This is a genomic window from Pseudomonas sp. JS425, from assembly GCF_018223845.1.
In the GTDB taxonomy this organism is placed as follows: domain Bacteria; phylum Pseudomonadota; class Gammaproteobacteria; order Pseudomonadales; family Pseudomonadaceae; genus Aquipseudomonas; species Aquipseudomonas asiatica.
In genome coordinates this window covers 6,012,344-6,031,553 of record NZ_CP073661.1, presented here as the reverse complement: position 1 = coordinate 6,031,553, position 19,210 = coordinate 6,012,344, and the positions used below count along the sequence as shown (strand labels likewise).

Sequence of the window (19,210 nt, the reverse complement as noted above, 5' to 3'; positions counted from 1 at the left end):
GCAAGGTTTCTGCAAAGACCAGTGCGAGCCATGCACTGATGCAGTTCTTTGTGACCAGGCAGTGCGCACGCGGAGCCGGATGCCGACGACGCGTTACAAAGCCAACCGCTGCGCTTAGACTTGAGACGGGTTTGTTTTCCTGGGGCAAGTCCACCAAATCGGGAGAGAGTTTCATGAAGCTAGTCACAGCCATCATCAAGCCGTTCAAGCTGGACGACGTGCGCGAGTCGCTGTCGGAAATCGGCGTGCAGGGCATCACCGTCACCGAAGTCAAAGGTTTCGGTCGGCAGAAGGGCCACACCGAGCTGTATCGCGGTGCTGAATATGTGGTCGATTTCCTGCCCAAGGTGAAGATCGATGTCGCCATCGATGACAAGGACCTTGATCGGGTAATCGAAGCCATCACCAAGGCAGCCAACACCGGCAAGATCGGTGACGGCAAGATTTTCGTGGTGAATCTGGAGCAGGCAATCCGTATCCGTACCGGCGAAACCGATACCGACGCGATCTAAGCAGCAACAAAGCCTCACCAAACCCAACGCCCCAGGAGAAAACAACATGACTCTGCGTAAGATCGCAGGGCTAGGAGCCCTATTGTCCCTCGTAATGCCCGGGCTTGCCTTGGCAGAGGAAGCTGCCCCAGCGCTGAATTCCGGCGACACCGCCTGGATGCTGACCGCAACGGCGCTGGTGCTGTTCATGACCATTCCGGGCCTGGCCCTGTTCTATGGCGGCATGGTGCGTTCCAAGAACGTGCTGTCGGTAATGATGCAGTGCTTTGCAATTACTGGCCTTATGAGCATTCTCTGGGTCGTCTATGGCTACAGCATGGCCTTCGATACCACCGGTATGGAAAAGGGCGTGCTCAACTTCAATTCCTTCGTCGGTGGCTTCTCCAAGGCGTTCCTCAGCGGCGTCACGCCCTCAAACCTGACCTCGGCTGCCGCGCTGTTCCCTGAAGCGGTATTCATCACCTTCCAGATGACCTTCGCCATCATCACCCCGGCGCTGATCGTTGGTGCGTTCGCCGAGCGCATGAAGTTCTCCGCGATGCTGGTGTTCATGGGCATCTGGTTCACCCTGGTCTACGCGCCTATCGCGCACATGGTCTGGAGCGGTGACGGCGCACTGATGTGGGACTGGGGCGTGCTTGACTTCGCCGGCGGCACCGTGGTGCACATCAACGCCGGTATCGCTGGCCTGGTCTGCTGCCTGGTGCTGGGCAAGCGCAAGGGCTACCCGACCACCCCGATGGCTCCGCACAACCTGGGCTATACCCTGATGGGCGCGGCCATGCTGTGGGTCGGCTGGTTCGGCTTCAACGCAGGCTCTGCCGCGGCTGCCAACGGCACCGCCGGCATGGCCATGCTGGTGACCCAGATCGCCACCGCCGCGGCGGCCCTGGGCTGGATGTTCGCCGAGTGGATCGGTCACGGTAAACCGAGCGCCCTGGGCATTGCTTCGGGTGTGGTCGCCGGCCTGGTCGCCATCACCCCGGCTGCCGGTACCGTAGGCCCCATGGGTGCCCTGGTGATCGGCCTGGTCTCGGGTGTGGTCTGCTACTTCTGCGCCACCAGCCTCAAGCGCAAGCTGGGCTATGACGACTCGCTGGACGCCTTCGGCGTGCACGGCATCGGCGGTATCGTCGGCGCCATCCTCACCGGTGTGTTCGCAGCTCCGGCGCTGGGCGGCTTCGGTGCCGTCACCGACATCGGCATGCAGGTCTGGATCCAGGCCAAGGGCGTGATCTTCACCGTGGTCTACACCGCCATCGTCACCTACGTGATTCTCAAGGTGCTTGATGTGGTGATGGGCCTGCGGGCAAGCGAAGAAGAAGAGTCGGTCGGCCTCGACCTGGCTCAGCACAACGAGCGCGGCTACAACCTGTAACCGCGACGCGGTAAAAACTTGCCCGGCTTGCCGGGCATTTTTTTTGCCATATTTTTAGCATTTCCCGCACGGCAAACGGTTTATCCGACACGTTCGCGACGTAGGCGGAAATCTTACAAAACGCAGAGCATTCATGGTGCTTTGCTTTTTCTGCTGGCGCGCTAGAATGCGCGCCGAAGGGTGTTTGACGAGGAGTCCACACGCTTCGCCAGCCTTTGCTAGGCTTGCCAATAGCGTGTGGCCAGCAGGGGCTAAAGGATTTGTCAGGTCCTGCCAGGAGCAGGGTCTGCTGGGTGCCGCCTCCCATCAGGAGCGCCGACCCTAGGGCAGTGGCCTAACCCACGGCCAGTTGAATTTTCACTGGTGGCTGCCGGTCTACGGCTGCACTGGTCTATAACTAACCTGCTTTTCGCAAGTCATGAGGTAGAACATGAGCGACGACGATCTGGAAAATGATGACCTCGAAGTAGGCGACGAAGACGAGGGCGATGAAGGCCTCGAAGCGGCAGCTGATGATGGTGCCGAAGACGCTGGCGATGACGACAGCAGCCCGGCACCCGCTGCCAAGGGCAAATCCAAGGCCGCGGTCTCGGTAGACGAGATGCCGAGCATGGAAGCCAAGCAGAAGGAGCGTGACGCCCTGGCCAAGGCCATGGAAGAGTTCCTCGCCCGCGGCGGAAAGGTTCAGGAAGTCGAGGCCAACGTGGTCGCCGATCCGCCCAAGAAGCCGGACAACAAGTACGGCAGCCGCCCTATCTGAGTGGCTGATCGAAAAAAAGCCCGCCGTCGCTGCGGGCTTTTTTGTGCCTGCGGGTTATGGGTTGCCTGTGCCGGCCTCTTCGCGGGTAAACCCGCTCCCACAAGGACGGCGCAGGACCTGAAAGCAGTGGTGAACCTGTGGGAGCGGGTTTACCCGCGAATGGGCCGGCCCCCTGTCAGCGCCAGCGCGCGAGGATGTCGGGTAACTGCGACAGGCGCTGGATCTCGGCGTCCGGCGCCTGTTCGCCTGCCCACGCCTTGCCCTGGGGGTTGAACCACACCGCCCGCAGCCCGGCGCGCTGGGCGCCGGCAATGTCATCGCCCGGGTGGTCACCGATGTGCACCGCTGCGCTGGCTTCCACGTCACCGCGGCGCAGGGCTTCGAGGAACGGCGCCGGGTCCGGCTTGCCGATGCCGAGGTCTTCGGCACACAGGGCAAAGCGGAAATAGTCCGCCAGCCCCAGCCGGCTTACGTCGGCATTACCGTTGGTGACCACGCCCAAGGTGTAGTGATGGCGCAGGATCTCCAGCACCGGCTGCACCTCCGGGAAAATCTCCACCTGGTGGCGGGCATGCAGGAATACTTCGAAACCTTCGTTGGCCAGCTCTTGCGCATGCTTCTCGCTGTAGCCGACTTCTTCCAGGGCATGAAACAGCACCCGTCGACGCAGGGCGCTGATACGGTGCTTCAGGCCCGGTTCGGCTTGTACCAGGCGCTCGCGGATGGCGAACAGGTGCTCCACCGGTACGCCGCCAAGGATCGGGGCGTTGGCTTCGAGCCAGTCGCGCAGCACGACTTCCGCGCTGGCAATTACCGGCGCGGTATCCCACAGGGTGTCGTCGAGGTCGAAGGTGATCAGCTTGATGCTCATGAGTCTGTGCCTTTGCTGCGTTTGGCCCGAGGGTGGGCGCTGTCGTACACCGCGGCCAGGTGCTGGAAGTCCAGGTGGGTATAGATCTGCGTGGTGCCGATGTCGGCATGGCCGAGCATCTCCTGCACCGCGCGCAGGTCCTGGGACGATTCCAGCACGTGGCTGGCGAAGGAATGGCGAAGCATGTGCGGGTGCAGGTGCTGGCCCAGCTCGCGCTCACCGGCTGCCTTCACCCGTTGCTGAACGGCCCGTGGGCTGATGCGGTTGCCTTGGCGGGTGATGAAAACCGCGCGGTCGCGCGGGTTGCCGATGCCGCGCAGGCGGTACCAGGCCTGCAATGCCTCGCGGGCCTTGCGGCCGACCGGCAGCACGCGGGCCTTGCCGCCCTTGCCCAGCACCTGCACCAGGCCGGCTGCGAGGTCGAGGTGATCGAGGTCGAGGTTGGTCAGCTCGGACAGGCGCAGGCCCGACGAATAGAACAGTTCGAGGATGGCCTGGTCACGACGGGCGATGAAGTCATCGTCGACACCGCCATCCAGCAGTTGCAGGGCGCGGTCGGTGTCCAGCACCTTGGGCAGCCGGCGTTCGCCCTTGGGCGCGCTCAGGCCGCTGGCCGGGTCGTGCTGGCACAAGCCTTCGCGGTTCAGGTAGCGGTACAGGCCACGTACCGCCGACAGCAGCCGGGCCAAGCTGCGCGAGGACTGGCCGTGGTGGTGCTGGCGGGCGATCAGCTGGCGCAGCTGCTGGATCTGCAGCGCCTGCCAATCGGCAATGCCGTGCTCCTTGCAGTAGGCGACCACCTTGTCCAGGTCGCGACGGTAGCCCAGCAGGGTGTGCTCGGACACCTGGCGCTCGTTGCGCAGGTGTGCGCAATAAGCCTCCAGCTGGCGTTCCATCAGCGTACCGGGCGCAGGGTCTGGGTAACGCGTGGCACAACGCGGCCAAGCACCTCGGCAATGTAGCCAAGGAACAAGGTGCCGACGCTGCTCTTGTAGTGTTGCGGGTCGCGGCTGCCGATCGCCAGCACCCCGTGCAGGCCCTGGTATTCCAGGGCAGCCACGGCGCTGGAGCCCACTTCCCGGCGCTGTTCTTCACCGAACAGGAAGGCCAGCTCGTGCTCGCGCAGGTTGCCGCTGACCGTCTTGCCGCCGCCCAGCAGGGCACCGATGGCCTGCTGCGCTTCGGCGTTGCTCACCCAGCGCCCGACCGGCGCGACGTTTTCGCCGAACAGGATCAGGCTGACGAAGGGCACCTGGAATTCCTGGCGCAGGCTGTCTTCGACTGCCATCACCACTTCCTCCAGGCTGCCGGCGTCGAGCAGGTCGAGGATCAGCCGGCGGGTCTTGTCGAAAAGCCGATCGTTGTCGCGGGCCACGTCCATCAGTTGCGACAGGCGGTGGCGCATCTCGATGTTGCGGTCGCGCAGCAACTTGAGCTGGCGCTCCACCAGCGACACGCTGTCGCCACGCTGGTGAGGGATGCGCTGTTCGATCAGCAACTCGTCGTGCTCGGCGAAGAAGGTGGGGTGGGCGCGCAGGTAGGCGACCACCGCTTCGGCATCGAGCTCGGCGGACTGCTGGGGTACAACCTGGGGCTGATCGGTCATGGCGGTTACTCGCTTAGAGACGAACCTGTCCTTCGTAGACGCGTACGGCTGGGCCAGTCATCAGCACGGGCTTGCCGGGGCCGGCCCATTCGATGTGCAGGCGGCCACCGGGCAGGTCGAGGGATACCGGGGAGTCCATCCAGCCCTGGCTGATCGCCGCCACGGCGGCGGCGCAGGCGCCGGTGCCGCAGGCCTGGGTTTCGCCCGCACCACGTTCCCACACCCGCAGGTTGGCGCGGTGGCGGTCGATGACCTGGAGGAAGCCGGCATTTACCCGCTGCGGGAAGCGTGGGTGGTTTTCGATCTTCGGGCCCAGCTCATGCACAGGGGCGGTACGCACGTCGTCGACACGCAGCACGGCATGCGGGTTACCCATGGACACGGCGGCAATCGAATGCACCTGACCGTCGACTTCCAGTGGGTAGTTCAGCGCCTGCTCGTCGGCGACGAAGGGGATTTCGGCAGGGATGAAGCGCGGTGGGCCCATGTCGACACTGATCTGGCCGTCGTTCTGCACGTCCAGTTCGATGATGCCGCTCTTGGTTTCCACGCGGATGCGCTTTTTAGCGGTCAGGCGCTTGTCCAGCACGAAGCGGGCGAAGCAGCGCGCACCGTTGCCGCACTGCTCGACCTCGGAGCCGTCGGCATTGAAGATGCGGTAGCGGAAGTCCACTTCCGGGTTGTTCGGCGCCTCGACTATCAGCAACTGGTCGAAGCCGATGCCGGTGTGGCGGTCACCCCATTGCTTGGCGTGCTTGGGCTGGATGTGCGCGTGCTGGCTGACCAGGTCGAGGACCATGAAGTCGTTGCCCAGCCCATGCATCTTGGTAAAACGCAGCAGCATGGGCTTACTCCGGCAGCAGGCTTTCGCCAGCGTACAATTCGGCGATGGTCTCGCGGCGGCGTACTTCGAAGGCCTGGTCGCCGTCGACCAGGATTTCAGCGCAACGGCCACGGGTGTTGTAGTTGGAGCTCATGACAAAACCATAGGCGCCCGCGGACTGTACGGCCAGCAGGTCACCTTCGGCCAGGTTCAGCACGCGGTCCTTGCCGAGGAAGTCGCCAGTCTCGCAGATCGGGCCGACCAGGTCGTAGGCACGGCCTTCGCCTGCGCGTGGCTTGACCGCGCTGACACCCATCCAGGCCTGGTACAGGGCCGGGCGGATCAGGTCGTTCATCGCCGCATCGATGACGGCGAAGTCCTTGTGTTCGGTGTGCTTGAGGTATTCCACGCGGGTCAGCAGGACGCCGGCGTTGGCCACGATGTAGCGGCCCGGCTCGAACACCAGGGCCAGGTCGCGGTCGCCTACGCGCTCGCGGATCGCCTTGATGTAGTCGGCCACCAGCGGCGGCTCCTCATCGCGGTAACGCACGCCGACGCCGCCACCCAGGTCCAGGTGGCGCAGATGGATGCCGCACTCGGCCAGGCGGTCTACCAGCACCAGCAGGCGGTCAAGGGCATCGAGGAAAGGCTCGACGGTGGTCAGCTGCGAACCGATGTGGCAGTCGACGCCGACCACTTCCAGGTTCGGCAACTGCGCGGCCCGCACGTAGATGGCCTCGGCGTCGGCGATGGCGATGCCGAACTTGTTCTCTTTCAGGCCGGTGGAGATGTACGGGTGGGTGCCGGCGTCGACGTCCGGGTTGACCCGCAGCGAGACCGGGGCAACCTTGCCCATCTCGGCGGCCACCACTTGCAGGCGCTCCAGTTCGTCGGTGGATTCGACGTTGAAGCAGTGCACGCCGACTTCCAGGGCACGGCGCATGTCCTCGCGGGTCTTGCCGACACCGGAGAACACCACGCGGTCGGCACGGCCGCCAGCGGCCAGCACGCGCTCCAGCTCACCGCCAGAGACGATGTCAAAGCCTGCGCCCAGGCGTGCCAGCACGTTCAGCACGCCAAGGTTGGAGTTGGCCTTGACCGCGAAGCACACCAGGTGCTCGGTGCCTTGCAGTGCATCGGCGTAGCTACGGTACTGGGCCTCGATGTGGGCGCGCGAATACACGTAGGTCGGGGTGCCGTAGCGTTCGGCGATGGCCGACAGGCCCACGCCTTCCGCGAACAGCTCGCCGTCGCGGTAGTTGAAAGCGTTCATCTGGTTTCCTTACTGCGCTGGCGACTGCTCGGGCTCGGACTGCAGCTCGGGTTGCTGCTCCTGCGTCGGGGCCGGCTTGGCTTTTGGCTGGTGCTGGTGCGACTTGTGGCTGGCCTTGCCGTCCTTGCCGTCTTCAGGCAGGTACAGCGGGCCTTTCTGGCCGCAGGCCGAAACGAGGCAGGCAACAGCGACCAGCGCCGCGAGGGAGGAAATCAGGCGCTTCATGGGTGAAATCCTTAGAAATATGCAGTATTGCGCCCGAGTATACCGAGCGACCGACGGCTTGCCTATGCAAGGGCCGGCCCGCCGGGCGGGCTATTCTTACCGCCTGCAAGGGCCCTTTCGCGGCTGAAGCCGCTCCCACCTCGACCGCATTGGCCTCACGCCATGTGCAGTACTGTAGGAGCGGCTTTAGCCGCGAAGGGGCAAGTGAAGGTAGCGGCTAAACCTTTGCATTCGGCGGCAAGCGCCCGTATCTTGCCGGGCTTGCCTGTAACGCAGCCAATTTCGAGGTTCCTGCAATGAGTTTGAGTGAAGCGCGTTTCCATGATCTGGTCGACGCGACCCAACAGGCCCTGGAAGACCTGTTCGACGAGAGCGGCCTGGACCTGGACATGGAGAACTCCGCTGGTGTCCTGACCATCAAGTTCGACAATGGCAGCACGCTGATCTTCAGCCGCCAGGAGCCGCTGCGCCAGCTGTGGCTGGCCGACCGTTCCGGCGGTTTCCACTTCGACTACGACGAAGAAAGCGGCAAGTGGGTGTGCGAGAAGAGCGAGGAGCTGCTGGGCGAAATGCTCGAGCGCATCGTCTGGGAGCGGGCCGGCGAGAAGCTGGACTTCGACGAGATCTGACATGAGCAGTACCCAGGCCCGGCCGCCCAAACCGCTCTACAGCAACGTCAGCCCCGCCGTGCCGTCGCCGTGCATCAGCGTTTGCCGGCTGGACGAACAGCGGGTGTGCACAGGTTGCCACCGGCATGTCGAGCATATCCGTGAATGGCGTTCGGCCGATGACGAACGGCGCCGGCAGATTTGCCGCGAGGCCCAGGCCCTGCGCGACCAGGCTAAGGCACACTGATCGCAGGGGCTTGAGTATTTACCCGGCTGTGGTAACGTCGGGTTCTGCGTCGGTGACGCCAAAGCCTTCACAAACCCCGCCCTTGGGCGGGGTTTTGCTTTATCTGCACGATGAAAACCGCCTGTTCAAAGGAGTCTGACTGGATCATGAGCACCAAGCCTTCCCTCATCCTCACCCGATTGGACGTACAACGTCTGGAGCGTCTGATCGACAGCCTCGACGAGAGTACGCCGGGTGTGCTCGCCCTGCAGGGCGAGCTGGACCGCGCCGAGCAGGTGGTCGGTCACGAGGAAGTCCCGGCTGGTGTGGTGACCATGAACTCGCGCGTGCACTGCCGTGAGGAAGCCAGCGGCAAGGACTACCACCTGACCCTGGTGTACCCGAAGGATGCCGGGCCGGAAGGCAAGGTCTCGATCCTGGCGCCGATCGGTTGCGCCTTGCTGGGGTTGTCGGTGGGCGAACAGATCGACTGGCCGGCCCCGGGGGGCAAGACCCTCAAGCTGAAGCTGCTGGAAGTGGAATACCAGCCGGAAGCGGCGGGGGATTTCGACTTGTAAGGGCCAGGGGGGCCGCTGTGGGAGCGGGTTTACCCGCGAAGAAGGCGACGCGGTGTATGGCACCGGCTTCGCCGGTGTTCGCGGGTGAACCCGCTCCCACATGTGTCCCCCGGCAACTCAGGATCCTTCTGCCAAAACCTGCTCCAACCCCTCGTTCAAAGCCTGCTCCAGCTCCCGCTTGTAGCGCAGGTACAGCTGCGTCGACCCCAGCTGGTCATCCAGCAACTCGGACAAATCCAGGTCCGTGATGTAGCAGCGGTACTGCCCTGCACCACGTCGCTGCCCGATGATCTGCCGGGCCACCACCGCATACAACTGCTCACCATGCTCCAGTTCGGAAAACTCCTGCTGGTCGCAATACAGCGTCACGTGCGCCGCGCCTGCCACCCCGGCCTGGATGATCGCCTGCACCTCATAGTAAGGCTGGTCGCTACCCTCGACCGGCGCCTGGCGCGGCTCGATGCTGCGCGCCTTGCCTGGCCCGGAAGGCAACAGTTGCGCGTAGTGGATGTCCAGTGAAGCCGCGCGCTGGGTGTCCAGCGGTAGCCGGGCATCACGGCGCATCACCACCGAGCGCAGAAAACGCTGCAGCGGCAACAGCAAGTGAGCTTCGTCGTGCAGCGGCAGGCGTTGCTGCCACAGGGCATTGTATTCATCCAGCACATACAACTCGGCCCAGCCACCCTGCAGGCGGTAGAACACCTGGATGCAGGACGGCCGGCCTTGCTCCAGCACCAGGGGCAGGTCGTGGTCCTGCAGGGCGTTGGCGTCCAGGTACAGTGGGCTGTAGGCGCTGCGTTCTTCGCCCAGATGGTTCAGCAGTGCCTCATGCTCGGCCAAGGTGGTGAGGCCGACATGCCCGGCCATCAGCTCCAGCACATGGGTGTGCTGGGCCACCTGTAGCAGGTAGCGGTGGTTCAGGCCCTGGTCCAGCAGCAGTTGTACGGTGTCGAATATTTCCTCCACGCGTTGGCCGATGGCCTGGGCGCGGCTCTGGCAGAAGCAACGCACCCGCACCTTCGGCCGGTGTCCGCGCGGCACGGGGCTGTTGAAGAAGTCGCGGAGGCAGCGCACCAGTGCGTGCTCGCCGTCATAGCGCTGGACCAGTACTTCGTTCCAGCTGTTGAGGATGACCTGGTCCAGGGTCAGGACCAGGTTTTCGCGCACGCCTGCGTAGCTCAAAGAGTCGGTGCGCTCGGTGGTCATCAGGATGTTCAGGTCGCGGTGGTGGCGCAGCGGGTCGATGGCGACGTTGACCAGCAACAGCACCTCGTCGGCAACGCTCGGCTGCAACAAGCGCACCTCGCTGACGGTCGGCAAGGGCAGGGGAATGCTCTGCTGCAGGCAGCCGATCAGGTTGAATAGCTCGAATTCGCTGAGGTCGCTGACACCTGGGTGCAGCGCCAGGCGCGTGCTGCTGTCGATCACTCCATTGCGATAAGCCCAGGTCAGCAACTCGAGCACCTCGCGGCAGCGTTTGAGCGGGCTGAAGTGGTCCACCTCATGGGGGCTCAGGTTGCCGGTGTACAGCTCCCAGTGATGGCTGCCGGGCTCCTTGCGATTAGGCGCTTGTACCAGTGTCAGGGTGCCTTCGGCCAGGTCCGGGGCGATACCGGGGTTGATGACTTCGACCTTGCCGGCGCGGCGCTCGAAGGCGGCGTAAAGGCGCCGGCCCAGCACATTGAGATCGCGTTGGTCGGCGCGGCTGCTGGCGTTCTGGGTGCGAGCGAACTGGCTGAGAAATCGGTAGCTATGGTTCAGTTCGGCCACCAGTTCACGGCGCTCGATGGCAACCTGCTGCACCTTCCATTGATTGCGACTGTCCAACAGGGCCAGCTGGCGCTCGTCCCAACCCCATTCGTCGGCCAGGCGCTGCAACAGCCGGCGTTGCCAGCCATTGGCCCGGGTCGGGTCGCTGAGCTTCTTGTTAACCTTCAGGTACAGGCTGCGCCGCACCAGCTCCAGGCGCGCGTGTTCGCCACGCTGCAGCAAGTAGCGCTCGATGCGCCGGTACACCATCACGTAGGGGTCCAGCTCGTCGAGGTCTAGCTGGTTGGCGAACACTGCCTGCTTGTAGTCCAGGCTCAGGCAGCGAACGGTGGGGTGCTCGCTGGCATAGGCCTCGGTCAGCAGCAGCTTGAGCAGCGACTTGTAGGGCGAGTCGATGCCTTTGAACAGCTGCCACAAGCCGGCGCCGACGAACTCGCCGGGCGGGATGTGCGCCAGGTTGCCGAGATCGAGGGCGTCCTGGCTGCGGATGAAACGCTTGGACAGCAGGGTCTGGGTATAGGTGTGGTAATCGTGTTCCTGGTAGACCGGCACCAGCCACCACAGTGGCGTGCGCCCGGCCAGCCAGATAGTGGTGCGGTAGAACTCGTCCAGCAGCAGATAGTGCTGGGTGGTGCCGCAATCGTCGGAGCCGAGCTGGCCTTCGCGCTGGCCCTGGGCGAAACCTTGCGTGTCGATCAGGAAGAAGTGCGCCTCGGCACCCAGGCTTTCCGCCCATGCCTCAAGCAGCTGGCATTTGCGGCGCAGTTCGTCCAGCAGCTCATCGGCCAGGCCCGGGGTGTGGCAAACCCACAGGTCCATGTCGCTTTGCTCGGCTTGGGCCAGTGAGCCCAGGCTGCCCATCAGGAACAGGCCGTGGATCGGCCGCGGCGGATTGCCATGACGGGCCTTGTAGGTGAACGAGCGGGCAAGACGCTGTGCCTCGACTACAAGATCGGCGCCTGGCTCGTAGCCCGATACGCCGGCAGGAGTGCTCCCGGAAACATAGCCTGGCAGCAGCGGGTGGTTCACATGAAACAGCAGCGGCAGCAGTGTCAGGACCTGTTGCTGGCGCGTCGACAGGCCCTCCAGGGCCCGCTGCAGCCGGCCCTGGTTGAGCCGCAGGAAGCGCGCACGCAATGTCGCCAGGACCTTGCGGTCGATGCCTTCGTCCAGGTCGGGGCGGATTTCGTGGGGGTGGTTCATTGCGCACTCGGGCAGGCCAGCGGGGCTGTGGCGAGTGTAGCCTGAGTGGCGAGGTCGGATAAGCGGCAATTGAAATATTGGCGCCATTTTTCCAGCGCCCATGGGTGACTGCTGCAGCTTTCGTTGCGCTTGAGGCATGATGGGGGCCTCAAGCTGATTGCGAGGTTTTCCGATGCGTGTGTGGATCGATGCCGACGCCTGCCCCAAGGCAGCCAAGGATCTGATCGTCAAGTTCGCCCTCAAGCGCAAGTTCGAGGTAGTGATGGTGGCGGGCCAGGCTGTGGCCAAGCCGGCGTTCGCTATCGTGCGCCTGATCGTGGTACCCAGCGGCATGGACGCAGCCGACGATTACCTGGTGGAGCACGCCGTGCCTGGTGAGTTGGTGATCTGCAGTGACGTGCCGCTGGCCGACCGCCTGGTGAAAAAGGGCGTGGCGGCGCTGGACCCCCGCGGGCGCGAGTTCGACGAACGCAACATGGGTGACCGGCTGGCGGCGCGCAACTTGTTTACCGAGTTGCGCGAGCAGGGCCAGGTGGGGGGAGGGCAGGCGCCTTATGGCGAGCGCGAGAAGCAGGCGTTTGCCAATGCGCTGGACCGGATCATCGCCCGGTTGTCCAAACCCTGAAGCGACCCGGCTGGCAGGATGGACACGACGTGTGGGAGCGGCCTTGTGTCGCGAAAGGGCCGCGAAGCGGCCCCAGGATTTTCAGCTTCGCCGCATAAATTGCCGGGGCCGCGCTGCGGCCCTTTCGCGACACAAGGCCGCTCCCACAGGGACCGCGTCAGATTCTGAATCTTGCACCAGTTACTCGTGCGTCAGCTCCAGCACCCGATCCACCAGCTTGTAGATCCCGCCAGCCGCTTCACTGATCGACTTGGCCTCCATGTACGCCGGGGTGGTCACCAGCTTGCGCTGGGTGTCCTCGACAATATCGTGCACATCGCATTCTTCATGAGTGCCACCCATCTTCTGCACGGCCGCCGCAGTGCCAGCGTCGGTACCGATGGTGCAGACCACGCCTGGCCCGTAAATCTTCGCCGCCAGCGCCGGCGAGATGCAGATCAGGCCGACCGGCTTGCAGGCGTCGGCAAAGGCTTCGGCCAGGGCCAGCACATCCGGGTTAACGGTGCAGTTGGCGCCTTCCACGGCAAAGTTGGACAGGTTCTTCGCCGCCCCGAAACCGCCCGGCACGATCAGCGCATCGAACTCTTCGGCCTTGGCCTCGCGGATGTCCTTGACCTCGCCGCGGGCAATGCGTGCCGACTCCACCAGCACATTGCGCGATTCGGGCATTTCCTCGCCGGTCAGGTGGTTGATCACATGCATCTGCGCAATGTTCGGCGCGAAGCACTGCACCTGCGCACCACGCTGGTCGAGGCGCAGCAGGGTGATCACGCTTTCGTGGATTTCGGCGCCGTCATAAACGCCACAGCCGGAAAGAATCACCGCTACTTTTTTTGTCATGCTTTTTACTCCACTGTCGAGGCGCTAAATGTCCTCTAGTTTGGCAGATGTAGCCATAGGGATTCCTGCAAGCGCGGCCTAATCTTGGCGGATAACACCTGAGGTCGTACCCATGGACCTGATCCTGCTGGCCGTGCCGTTCTTCTTCGTGCTTATCGCCGTCGAACTGCTGGCCGACCGTGTGCGCGGCCAGCGCAACTTCACCCTGGCCGACTCGATCAACAGCCTCAGCACCGGTGCGCTGTCGACCAGTACCGGTTTGCTGACCAAAGGGGTGGGGCTGGTGACCTATGCCCTGGCGTTCGAGCACATGGCGTTGCTGCGCCTGCCGCCGCAGGCCTGGTGGGTGTGGCTGCTGGCCTTTGTCCTGTACGACTTCTGCTACTACTGGCTGCATCGTCTTGGCCACGAGCGCAACGTGCTGTGGGCTGCGCACTCGGTGCATCACCAGAGCGAGGAATACAACCTCACCACGGCGCTGCGCCAGACCAGCAGCGGGTTCATCTTCTCGTGGCTGTTCTACCTGCCGCTGGCGTTGCTCGGTGTGCCGCCGCTGGTGTTCATCACGGTGGCGTCGCTCAACCTGCTGTACCAGTTCTGGGTGCATACCCGGCACATTCCCAAGCTGGGCTGGCTTGAGTGGGTGTTGATCACGCCATCCAACCATCGCGTCCACCATGCGCAAAATCCTGCTTACTTGGATCGCAATTACGGCGGCGTGTTCATTCTCTGGGATCGTCTGTTCGGCACCTTCAAAGAGGAGGACCCAGCCGAGCCGGTGGTGTTCGGGGTGACCACGCCGCTGGCCAGCTGGAACCCGCTGTGGGCCAACCTGCAGTTCTATGCCCAGCTCTGGCACGACGCCCGGCGCGCCGACAGCCTGTGGGACAAGCTGCGCATCTGGTTCATGCCCACCGGCTGGCGCCCGGCCGATGTGGCCGCACGCTACCCGCAGGCCAAGCAGGAGCTGGCGTTATTTCGCAAGTTCGAGGTTGCCTTGGGCCGTGCGCAGCAGGCCTATGTGGCGGCGCAATTCGTGGGTTACGTGGCGCTAGGCAGCTATCTGATGGAGGTGGCCGAGCGCGTGCCAACCGCCGCCCTGGTACTTGGCTGGGCGCTGATGGCGTTTGGCTTGTTCGTACTTGGTGCGCTGCTGGAGAACCGACCATGGGCCATGCGCCTGGAGTTGGTACGGTTGCTGGCGAATGCGCCGGCGCTGTACCTGGCAGGCGCACTGGGCCTAGCGGTGGTCGTGCCGCCGACCTGGTTGTTCCTCGTGGCTTACAGCTTGCTCAGCCTCTGGGGCCTGGGCTTTGCCCGCCGCCTTGCGCTCCGCGCGCAACGTGCGGAAGCGCCGGCGCAGCCACAACAGGCCGCCCAGCGCCAACAGGCCACCGAGCACCCATAGCTCGTAGCGCTTCACGTTGCCCAGCAGGCCTTCAAGGATGGCGCCGAAGTGATACGCGGCCGCGCCCAGGGCCACTGCCCAGATGGCCGCGCCGATACCGTTCAGCAGCAGATAGCGGCGTGGCGGGTAGCCGGACAGGCCAATGGCCACCGGCATGACCGTGCGCAAGCCATAGACGAAGCGGAAACTCAGTACCCAGATGTCGGGGTGGCGACGGATGTGGTCCAGCGCCCGGTCACCCATCGCCTGCCAGCGTGGCTTGCGCGCCAGGATCCTGCGCCCGTGGCGGCGGCCCATGAAGTACCACAGCTGGTCGCCGGCATAGCTGCCGAAAAATGCCACCAGACACACCAGGTTGATGTCCATGTAACCGCGGAACGCAAGGAATCCTGCAAGCACCAGGATGGTCTCGCCTTCGAAGAAGGTGCCTAGAAAAAGGGCGAAGTAGCCGAAATCCTGCAGGAATTGTTGAAGCATTTTCTGAGGTGCTGGCGAAATGAACGCGAAGCCTACCCCTTCGCGCGCGTTCGTGAAAGTGTCCAGATGTGTCTCGACATGAACAATTCCTGCTTGGAGAATGCCAGAAGCCACGCGCCACGGCTTGCCCTGGCGTGTAACACAGGCGTCATAATGGGCGCTTATCTTGCCGCTCAATAGATGATAGGGCGTTAACGTCCTCAGGAACGCCAGATGAATAATGAAGTGCTAACCCCTGTCGCAATCAAGGATGCTCAGGAACTCCCCGAAGAGATGGTGCAGACCCCGCCAGACCTGCCGCCAGCGCCCCTGCCTGCCGAGCCGGTGGCAGAGACTGCGGCCCCGGCCCCTGCGCCGGCCCCGGCGATCGTCATCCCAGGCCTGGACGACAGCAGCCTGTACATTCATCGCGAACTCTCGCAGCTGCAGTTCAATATCCGTGTGCTGGAGCAGGCGCTGGACGAGAACTATCCGCTGCTCGAACGCCTCAAGTTCCTGTTGATCTTCTCCAGCAACCTCGACGAATTCTTCGAGATCCGCGTCGCCGGCCTGAAGAAGCAGATCAACTTTGCCCGTGAACAGGCCGGTGCCGACGGCCTGCAGCCGCACCAGGCGCTGGCGCGCATCAGCGACCTGGTGCACAGCGAAGTGGAGCGCCAGTACGCGATCCTCAACGACGTACTGCTGCCAGAGCTGGAAAAGCACCATATCCGCTTCATCCGCCGGCGTTACTGGACACCCAAGCTCAAGACCTGGGTGCGTCGCTACTTCCGCGACGAAATCGCCCCAATCATCACTCCGATTGGGCTGGACCCGACCCACCCGTTCCCGCTGTTGGTGAACAAGAGTCTCAACTTCATCGTCGAGCTCGAGGGTGTCGATGCCTTCGGCCGCGATTCGGGCCTGGCGATCATCCCGGCCCCGCGCCTGCTGCCGCGGGTCATCCGGGTGCCGGAAGATGTGGGTGGCCCGGGCGCCAACTATGTGTTCCTGTCGTCGATGATCCACGCGCACGCCGACGACTTGTTCCAGGGCATGAAGGTGAAGGGCTGCTACCAGTTCCGCCTGACCCGTAACGCCGACCTGGCGCTGGACTCCGAAGAGGTCGATGACTTGGCCCGCGCCCTGCGCGGCGAGCTTTTCTCGCGCCGCTACGGTGACGCCGTTCGCCTGGAGGTGGCCGACACCTGCCCGAAACACCTGTCGGACTACCTGCTCGAGCAGTTCAGCCTCAGCGAAAGCGAGCTGTACCAGGTCAACGGCCCGGTCAACCTTACCCGCCTGTTCAGCATCACCGGCCTGGACAGCCACCCCGAGCTGCAGTACACGCCGTTCACCCCGGCGATCCCCAAGCTGCTGCAGAACGCCGACAACATCTTCAGCGTGATCGGCAAGCAGGACATCCTGCTGATGCACCCGTTCGAGTCCTTTACCCCGGTGATCGACCTACTGCGCCAGGCCGCCAAGGACCCGCACGTGCTTGCCGTGCGCCAGACTCTGTACCGTTCCGGGGCCAACTCGGAAATCGTCGACGCACTGGTGGACGCGGCGCGTAACGGCAAGGAGGTCACTGCGGTGATCGAGTTGCGGGCGCGCTTCGACGAAGAGTCCAACCTGCAGATGGCCAGCCGCCTGCAAGCGGCCGGTGCGGTGGTGATCTACGGCGTGGTCGGCTTCAAGACCCACGCCAAGATGATGCTGATTCTGCGCCGAGAGCACGGCGAGATCGTGCGTTATGCGCACCTGGGCACCGGTAACTACCACGCCGGCAACGCCCGCCTGTATACCGACTACAGCCTGCTGACCTCCGACGACGCCCTCACCGAGGACGTCGGCAAGCTGTTCAGCCAGCTGATCGGCATGGGCAAGACCCTGCGCATGAAAAAACTGCTGCACGCGCCGTTCACCCTGAAAAAGGGCATGCTCGACATGATCGCGCGGGAAACCCAGTTCGCCCTCGAAGGCAAGCCGGCGCATATCATTGCCAAGTTCAACTCGCTGACCGACGCCAAGGTCATCAAGGCGCTGTACAAGGCCAGCCAGTCGGGCGTGAAGATCGATCTGGTGGTGCGTGGCATGTGCTGCCTGCGCCCAGGCATTCCGGGGGTTTCGCACAACATTCAGGTGCGCTCGATCATCGGCCGCTTCCTCGAGCACACGCGGGTGTTCTACTTCCTCAATGGCGGCGAAGAGCAGATCTACCTGTCCAGTGCCGACTGGATGGAGCGCAACCTCGACAAGCGCGTCGAGACCTGCTTCCCGGTGGAAGGCAAGAAGCTGTTGCTGCGGGTGAAGAAGGAGCTGGAAGGCTACCTGACCGATAACACCCATGCCTGGACCCTGCAGCCGGACGGGCGCTATGTGCGCAGCACGCCGACCGGCAACCAGAACCCGCGCAGTGCCCAGGCGACCCTGCTGGAGCGCCTGAGCAACCCGGTCCTCAACGTACGCTGAGGACGAAGCCGACCCGGGCCAGCCACTCCGCCTCGTTGGCGAAGTCGGCCTGGGTCAGCTGGTTCTGTTCCAGCCAGCCCTCAGGGAAGGCCACATCGAGGCTGCTGTCGGCAGCCTTGAGCTCGACCTTCGGCATCTGCTGATTGCCACGGATGTGGTGGAACAGGATGGCGAAGCGCAGCAGCACGCACAGGCGCAGCAGCTTGACTCCTTCCTCGCCCAGTTCGGCGATCTTGTCCTTTGGGATGTTGCGGCGATGGCCGCGTACCAGCAAGGCCATCATCTGCTGGTCCTCGCGGGAGAAGCCCGACAGGTCGGAGTGCTCGATCAGGTAGGCGCCGTGCTTGTGGTAATGGTAGTGGGCGATATCCAGGCCGATTTCGTGCACTTTCGCCGCCCAGCCCAGCAGATCGCGCCAGTTCCCGTCTTTGAGGTCCCACGCGTCGGCCACCTGGTCGAAGGCGTGCAATGCCTTGCGCTCGACGCGTGCAGCCTGGCCCTGATCCACGTGGTAGCGCTCCATCAGCGAGTTCAGGGTGCGTTCCCGCACATCTTCGTGGTGGTGGCGGCCCAGCAGGTCGAACAGTACGCCTTCGCGCAGGGCGCCGTCGCAGTGGTCCATGCGCTGCAGTTCCAGGGCATCGAAGATCGCTTCGAGAATCGCCAGGCCCGCCGGGAAGATGGTGCGGCGGTCCGGCTTGACGCCTTCGAAGTCGATCTTGTCGACCTCTCCCAGCTTGAACAGCTTGCGCTTGACCCAGGCCAGCCCTTCGGCGTTGACCTCGCCATTGCCCAGGCCGCCTGCCTTGATGGCGGCGCCGATGGCACGAATGGTACCGGACGAGCCGATGGCCTCGTCCCAGGTCAGGCGGTGCAGGGCATTCTCGATGCTCATCAGCTCCAGGCGCGCGGCGGTGTAGGCCTGGGCGTAGCGGGCCGGGGTTATCTTGCCGTCGCGGAAGTAGCGCTGGGTGAAGCTTACACAGCCCATCTGAAGGCTTTCGCGCAGCAGCGGCTCGAAGCGCTGGCCGATGATGAACTCGGTACTGCCGCCACCGATATCGGCCACCAGGCGCTTGCCGGGGGTATCGGCCAGGGTGTGCGACACGCCCAGGTAGATCAGGCGCGCTTCTTCACGGCCGGAGATCACCTCGACCGGGTGGCCAAGGATGGCTTCGGCGCGCTGGATGAATTCGTTGCGGTTGCGCGCTTCGCGCAAGGCGTTGGTACCGACGATGCGCACGGAGCCTGCCGGCATGCCGTTGATCAGTTGGGAAAAGCGCTTGAGGCAATCCAGGCCTCTTTCCATTGCCTCTTCACTGAGCATGCGTTCTTCGTCGATGCCAGCGGCCAGCTGAACCTTCTCGCCGAGCCGCTCGAGAATGCGGATTTCGGTATGGTGGGCCTTGGCCACGACCATGTGGAAGCTGTTGGAGCCAAGGTCGATGGCGGCGATCAGGGACAGGTTCTTCGCGATGGTATGCGGCATGATCTGGTTTTTCTCGGTCGTTAACCCGGCAATCGTGCCACGATAGCAGGCTGTCGCCAACGCGTGGTACACAGCCATTGAGCT

The 19,210-nt window shown here is 63.8% G+C and carries 18 protein-coding genes and 1 pseudogene; 9 read left to right on the top strand and 10 right to left on the bottom strand.

The genetic code is table 11. From position 1 onward, the window contains the following. Nucleotides 1-173 precede the first annotated feature (173 nt). From glnK to sutA, 3 genes are all read left to right on the top strand, one after another. Complete coding sequence (glnK, locus tag KDB76_RS27670; protein WP_002555808.1) at nt 174-512, top strand: P-II family nitrogen regulator; 339 nt, start codon at nt 174-176, stop codon at nt 510-512. Between the two features lie 46 nt (nt 513-558). Then, the gene (locus KDB76_RS27665) at nt 559-1,890 is read left to right on the top strand and encodes an ammonium transporter (RefSeq protein WP_015272254.1); all 1,332 of its coding nucleotides are present in this window, start codon (nt 559-561) and stop codon (nt 1,888-1,890) included. Between the two features lie 430 nt (nt 1,891-2,320). Continuing rightward, nucleotides 2,321-2,650: a transcriptional regulator SutA gene (sutA, locus tag KDB76_RS27660; RefSeq protein ID WP_013974748.1), complete on the top strand. Its 330-nt coding sequence runs from the start codon at nt 2,321-2,323 to the stop codon at nt 2,648-2,650. 175 nt (nt 2,651-2,825) lie between these two features. Here the strand turns inward: sutA and KDB76_RS27655 are convergent, their stop codons facing one another. The 6 genes from KDB76_RS27655 to KDB76_RS27630 are packed head-to-tail and all read right to left on the bottom strand — an operon-like array spanning nt 2,826 to nt 7,448. Next, nucleotides 2,826-3,521: an HAD family hydrolase gene (locus KDB76_RS27655; RefSeq protein ID WP_038410237.1), complete on the bottom strand. Its 696-nt coding sequence runs from the start codon at nt 3,519-3,521 to the stop codon at nt 2,826-2,828. Then, the gene (gene xerC, locus KDB76_RS27650; RefSeq protein ID WP_013974746.1) at nt 3,518-4,417 is read right to left on the bottom strand and encodes a tyrosine recombinase XerC; all 900 of its coding nucleotides are present in this window, start codon (nt 4,415-4,417) and stop codon (nt 3,518-3,520) included. The genes KDB76_RS27655 and xerC overlap by 4 nt, the downstream gene beginning before the upstream one ends. Next, complete coding sequence (locus tag KDB76_RS27645) at nt 4,417-5,127, bottom strand: DUF484 family protein (RefSeq protein WP_015272252.1); 711 nt, start codon at nt 5,125-5,127, stop codon at nt 4,417-4,419. The genes xerC and KDB76_RS27645 overlap by 1 nt, the downstream gene beginning before the upstream one ends. A 13-nt stretch (nt 5,128-5,140) precedes the next feature. Next, the gene (gene dapF / locus KDB76_RS27640; RefSeq protein WP_013974744.1) at nt 5,141-5,971 is read right to left on the bottom strand and encodes a diaminopimelate epimerase; all 831 of its coding nucleotides are present in this window, start codon (nt 5,969-5,971) and stop codon (nt 5,141-5,143) included. Between the two features lie 4 nt (nt 5,972-5,975). Next, nucleotides 5,976-7,223: a diaminopimelate decarboxylase gene (gene lysA, locus KDB76_RS27635; protein WP_024087896.1), complete on the bottom strand. Its 1,248-nt coding sequence runs from the start codon at nt 7,221-7,223 to the stop codon at nt 5,976-5,978. A 9-nt stretch (nt 7,224-7,232) separates the two neighbouring features. After that, entirely contained in the window at nt 7,233-7,448 is a 216-nt protein-coding gene (locus KDB76_RS27630) for a lipoprotein (RefSeq protein ID WP_023661829.1), read from the bottom strand. Nucleotides 7,449-7,744: 296 nt separating this feature from the next. On the opposite strand from KDB76_RS27630, the gene cyaY reads away from it, so the two are divergent. The 3 genes from cyaY to rnk all read left to right on the top strand — a co-directional run bounded on the left by cyaY (nt 7,745) and on the right by rnk (nt 8,860). Then, nucleotides 7,745-8,077 (top strand): iron donor protein CyaY, encoded by a 333-nt coding sequence (gene cyaY, locus KDB76_RS27625; RefSeq protein ID WP_004375540.1) that lies wholly within the window; start codon nt 7,745-7,747, stop codon nt 8,075-8,077. Between the two features lies 1 nt (nt 8,078). Then, nucleotides 8,079-8,303: a DUF1289 domain-containing protein gene (locus KDB76_RS27620; protein ID WP_013974742.1), complete on the top strand. Its 225-nt coding sequence runs from the start codon at nt 8,079-8,081 to the stop codon at nt 8,301-8,303. 146 nt (nt 8,304-8,449) lie between these two features. Then, nucleotides 8,450-8,860 (top strand): nucleoside diphosphate kinase regulator, encoded by a 411-nt coding sequence (rnk, locus tag KDB76_RS27615; RefSeq protein ID WP_023661830.1) that lies wholly within the window; start codon nt 8,450-8,452, stop codon nt 8,858-8,860. A gap of 117 nt (nt 8,861-8,977) precedes the next feature. On the opposite strand, the gene KDB76_RS27610 is transcribed toward rnk, so the two are convergent. Next, nucleotides 8,978-11,833: a class I adenylate cyclase gene (locus KDB76_RS27610; protein WP_038410236.1), complete on the bottom strand. Its 2,856-nt coding sequence runs from the start codon at nt 11,831-11,833 to the stop codon at nt 8,978-8,980. A 172-nt stretch (nt 11,834-12,005) separates the two neighbouring features. Here KDB76_RS27610 and KDB76_RS27605 point away from each other — a divergent pair, with 172 nt between their 5' ends. Further along, a complete protein-coding gene (locus KDB76_RS27605) occupies nt 12,006-12,458 on the top strand; it encodes a YaiI/YqxD family protein (protein ID WP_013974739.1) in 453 nt (150 codons plus the stop codon). Between the two features lie 180 nt (nt 12,459-12,638). Here the strand turns inward: KDB76_RS27605 and elbB are convergent, their stop codons facing one another. Continuing rightward, the gene (gene elbB, locus KDB76_RS27600) at nt 12,639-13,298 is read right to left on the bottom strand and encodes an isoprenoid biosynthesis glyoxalase ElbB (RefSeq protein WP_013974738.1); all 660 of its coding nucleotides are present in this window, start codon (nt 13,296-13,298) and stop codon (nt 12,639-12,641) included. A gap of 112 nt (nt 13,299-13,410) precedes the next feature. Between elbB and KDB76_RS29980 the strand changes: the two are divergent. Then, nucleotides 13,411-13,989, top strand: a pseudogene (locus KDB76_RS29980) (sterol desaturase family protein); the annotation flags it as partial. Between the two features lie 549 nt (nt 13,990-14,538). Here the strand turns inward: KDB76_RS29980 and KDB76_RS27590 are convergent. After that, entirely contained in the window at nt 14,539-15,183 is a 645-nt protein-coding gene (locus tag KDB76_RS27590; RefSeq protein ID WP_015272245.1) for a DedA family protein, read from the bottom strand. Nucleotides 15,184-15,396: 213 nt separating this feature from the next. Between KDB76_RS27590 and ppk1 the strand changes: the two genes are divergently transcribed. Next, nucleotides 15,397-17,637: a polyphosphate kinase 1 gene (ppk1, locus tag KDB76_RS27585; RefSeq protein ID WP_038410234.1), complete on the top strand. Its 2,241-nt coding sequence runs from the start codon at nt 15,397-15,399 to the stop codon at nt 17,635-17,637. Here the strand turns inward: ppk1 and ppx are convergent. Next, nucleotides 17,624-19,126 (bottom strand): exopolyphosphatase, encoded by a 1,503-nt coding sequence (ppx, locus tag KDB76_RS27580; RefSeq protein ID WP_004375529.1) that lies wholly within the window; start codon nt 19,124-19,126, stop codon nt 17,624-17,626. The two genes, ppk1 and ppx, sit on opposite strands and share 14 nt — an antisense overlap. Between the last annotated feature and the right edge of the window lie 84 nt (nt 19,127-19,210).

Coding starts and splice junctions, on each gene's coding strand:
- KDB76_RS27605 (WP_013974739.1), top strand. CDS start 12,006: ATGCGTGTGTGGATCGATGCCGACGCCTGCCCCAAGGCAGCCAAGGAT.
- KDB76_RS27630 (WP_023661829.1), bottom strand. CDS start 7,448: ATGAAGCGCCTGATTTCCTCCCTCGCGGCGCTGGTCGCTGTTGCCTGC.
- elbB (WP_013974738.1), bottom strand. CDS start 13,298: ATGACAAAAAAAGTAGCGGTGATTCTTTCCGGCTGTGGCGTTTATGAC.
- ppx (WP_004375529.1), bottom strand. CDS start 19,126: ATGCCGCATACCATCGCGAAGAACCTGTCCCTGATCGCCGCCATCGAC.
- xerC (WP_013974746.1), bottom strand. CDS start 4,417: ATGGAACGCCAGCTGGAGGCTTATTGCGCACACCTGCGCAACGAGCGC.
- dapF (WP_013974744.1), bottom strand. CDS start 5,971: ATGCTGCTGCGTTTTACCAAGATGCATGGGCTGGGCAACGACTTCATG.
- KDB76_RS27645 (WP_015272252.1), bottom strand. CDS start 5,127: ATGACCGATCAGCCCCAGGTTGTACCCCAGCAGTCCGCCGAGCTCGAT.
- KDB76_RS27590 (WP_015272245.1), bottom strand. CDS start 15,183: ATGCTTCAACAATTCCTGCAGGATTTCGGCTACTTCGCCCTTTTTCTA.
- lysA (WP_024087896.1), bottom strand. CDS start 7,223: ATGAACGCTTTCAACTACCGCGACGGCGAGCTGTTCGCGGAAGGCGTG.
- sutA (WP_013974748.1), top strand. CDS start 2,321: ATGAGCGACGACGATCTGGAAAATGATGACCTCGAAGTAGGCGACGAA.
- cyaY (WP_004375540.1), top strand. CDS start 7,745: ATGAGTTTGAGTGAAGCGCGTTTCCATGATCTGGTCGACGCGACCCAA.
- ppk1 (WP_038410234.1), top strand. CDS start 15,397: ATGAATAATGAAGTGCTAACCCCTGTCGCAATCAAGGATGCTCAGGAA.
- KDB76_RS27665 (WP_015272254.1), top strand. CDS start 559: ATGACTCTGCGTAAGATCGCAGGGCTAGGAGCCCTATTGTCCCTCGTA.
- glnK (WP_002555808.1), top strand. CDS start 174: ATGAAGCTAGTCACAGCCATCATCAAGCCGTTCAAGCTGGACGACGTG.
- KDB76_RS27655 (WP_038410237.1), bottom strand. CDS start 3,521: ATGAGCATCAAGCTGATCACCTTCGACCTCGACGACACCCTGTGGGAT.
- KDB76_RS27610 (WP_038410236.1), bottom strand. CDS start 11,833: ATGAACCACCCCCACGAAATCCGCCCCGACCTGGACGAAGGCATCGAC.
- rnk (WP_023661830.1), top strand. CDS start 8,450: ATGAGCACCAAGCCTTCCCTCATCCTCACCCGATTGGACGTACAACGT.
- KDB76_RS27620 (WP_013974742.1), top strand. CDS start 8,079: ATGAGCAGTACCCAGGCCCGGCCGCCCAAACCGCTCTACAGCAACGTC.